General features: G+C 69.1%; 3 protein-coding genes. 2 read left to right on the top strand and 1 reads right to left on the bottom strand.

Features of this window, described 5'->3' with window-relative positions:
• Positions 1–172: 172 nt before the first annotated feature.
• A complete protein-coding gene (locus I5E_RS06860) occupies positions 173–928 on the top strand; it encodes a DedA family protein (RefSeq protein ID WP_148286888.1) in 756 nt (251 codons plus the stop codon).
• Between the two features lie 4 nt (positions 929–932).
• Here the strand turns inward: I5E_RS06860 and I5E_RS06855 are convergent, their stop codons facing one another.
• Positions 933–1136 carry a DUF2945 domain-containing protein gene (locus tag I5E_RS06855; protein WP_022906330.1) on the bottom strand — a complete coding sequence of 68 codons (204 nt, stop codon included), beginning with the start codon at positions 1134–1136 and terminating at the stop codon, positions 933–935.
• 223 nt (positions 1137–1359) lie between these two features.
• On the opposite strand from I5E_RS06855, the gene I5E_RS06850 reads away from it, so the two are divergent.
• On the top strand, positions 1360–2101 hold a 742-nt coding region (locus I5E_RS06850; protein ID WP_022906329.1), incomplete at its 3' end, for a serine/threonine-protein kinase.

The following is a 2101-nucleotide window of genomic DNA, read 5'->3' as shown; positions in this document are numbered from 1 at the left end:
GCCCGAGCTCCGGCACCCCGTCGAGATCGTCCCGTCGACGGTCGGCCGCGACGCCGTCGCCCGCGGTGCCCTGGCGCGTTCGCTCACCCACGTCCGGACGTCGCACATGGGACTCGGCTGACGTCCAGGTCGCGTGCCGGGTCCTGACAGGGCGTTCAGGCACGATCGGTGGATGACGACTGCCGTGGCTGCGTTTGCCCACACCATGACCGTCGCCGCCGGCGACTCCGCCAGCGACCAGGAGATGGGCGGACTGTCCGGCCTGGTGCTGCAGCTCATCGACGCCCTGGGCGAGTGGGGCGTCGCCCTGATGCTCTTCGTCGAGACGGTCTTCCCGCCGATCCCGTCCGAGGTGATCCTGCCGCTCGCCGGGTTCCTGGCCGGAGCCGGTCGGATGAACCTCGTGCTCGTCCTGCTGCTCGCGACGCTCGGCTCCTACCTCGGCGCACTGGTGCTGTACTGGCTCGGCGCCGTCATCGGCTTCGAGCGGACGACGCGTTGGCTCGGCAAGCTGCCCCTCGTCGACGAGGACGACTTCCGCACGGCGGCGGACTGGTTCCACCGGCACGGCCGGAGCGCGGTCTTCTTCGGCCGGTTCGTGCCGATCGTCCGCAGCCTCATCTCGCTGCCGGCCGGAGCGGACCGGATGCACCTCGGGACGTTCTCGGTGTTCACGATCATCGCGAGCGGGATCTGGAACAGCGCCCTGGTGCTCCTCGGCGCGGCGTTCGGGACCCAGTACGACAAGGTCGAGCAGTACACCGAGTGGATCGACCGCGTCCTCTACGTGGCGATCGCCGCGGTCGTGGTGACCTTCGTGGTCCGCCGGGTGCGCCGCATCCGTGCCGACCGCGCGGGACGCACCGGCAACGGACGGGCCGACGGCACCGCCCGCGGCCGACGTCGTGCCGAGGCCGCGGGCGACTGAGCCGTCAGGCCTTCGTCAGTGCGGACTCCTTGTGGGCGGCCTGCTTGCCCGTCTTCTCCGACTCGACGATCCAGTACGGGTCGTCGTCCGTCGGCTTGAAGGACTGCCCGTCGAACTGGAAGTCCTTCGTCTTCTTCTCGACCAGTTTCCCGGTCGTGGTGCCCTGCGAGGTCTTCCAGTGGACCTTCTCGCCCTTCGACAGTGCCATGGCGTCCTCCTGACGTCGACGTCGAGTGATCGCTCACCCGTGGAAGGGCCGAACGTACCCCGATGCATCCGCATGATCTCGGGGAAGTCACGGCAGAAATGTCCCCCATCACGATGTCATAACACGTACCCGAAAGGCCGGTGGGACGCGTACCGTGCTGGATGAGCCACCGCGGAGGCAACTGCCCCGGATCACCCGGCTCTCGGACGGAACGACATCAACCATGACCCTGCTGAACGTCACTCGGGCGGAGACGGTCCTCGCGGGCCGCTACCGCCTCGTGAAGCTCATCGGCACGGGTGGCATGGGGTCGGTCTACGAAGCACGTGACGAGCACACCTACCGCGCCGTCGCGGTGAAGCTCTTCGCGACGCCCGAGTCGATGACCACGGCCGACCGGGTCCGCCAGGAACGCGAGATCCGGCTGCTGAGCATGCTGTCGCACCCGGGGCTCATCCCGCTGTACGACGCCGGCACCCACGACTTCGAGGACGGCCCGCACCGCTTCATCGTGATGGAGCTCATCGCGGACACGACGCTCCTGCGCCGACTCGCGGGCGGCGCCCTGCACAACTACGAGGTGGCCGACCTCGGCGCCCAGCTCGCCGACGCCCTGGCGTACGTGCACTCGCGTGGCATCGTCCACCGCGACGTCAAGCCGGCGAACATCCTGATCAGCGACGAGGGATCGTCCGGGTTCGCCCGTACCGTGAAGCTGACGGACTTCGGCGTCGCGCACTTCGTCGACGGGTCCCGCCTGACCAACGACGGCACGATCATCGGGACGGCCGCCTACCTCAGCCCCGAGCAGGTCGCCGGCGAGCCGATCGGCTTCGCCACCGACGTCTACTCGCTCGGCCTCGTGCTGCTCGAGGCCCTGACCGGCAAGCAGGAGTACTCCGGCACCCTGATCGAGGCGGCTCTCGCGCGCCTGCGGCACGACCCGGAGATCCCCGACGACATCG

Source organism: Curtobacterium sp. B18 (assembly GCF_000333375.1).
GTDB lineage: Bacteria > Actinomycetota > Actinomycetes > Actinomycetales > Microbacteriaceae > Curtobacterium.
This window is presented reverse-complemented; position numbering and strand designations above follow the sequence as displayed.

Coding starts and splice junctions, on each gene's coding strand:
- I5E_RS06855 (WP_022906330.1), bottom strand. CDS start 1,136: ATGGCACTGTCGAAGGGCGAGAAGGTCCACTGGAAGACCTCGCAGGGC.
- I5E_RS06860 (WP_148286888.1), top strand. CDS start 173: ATGACGACTGCCGTGGCTGCGTTTGCCCACACCATGACCGTCGCCGCC.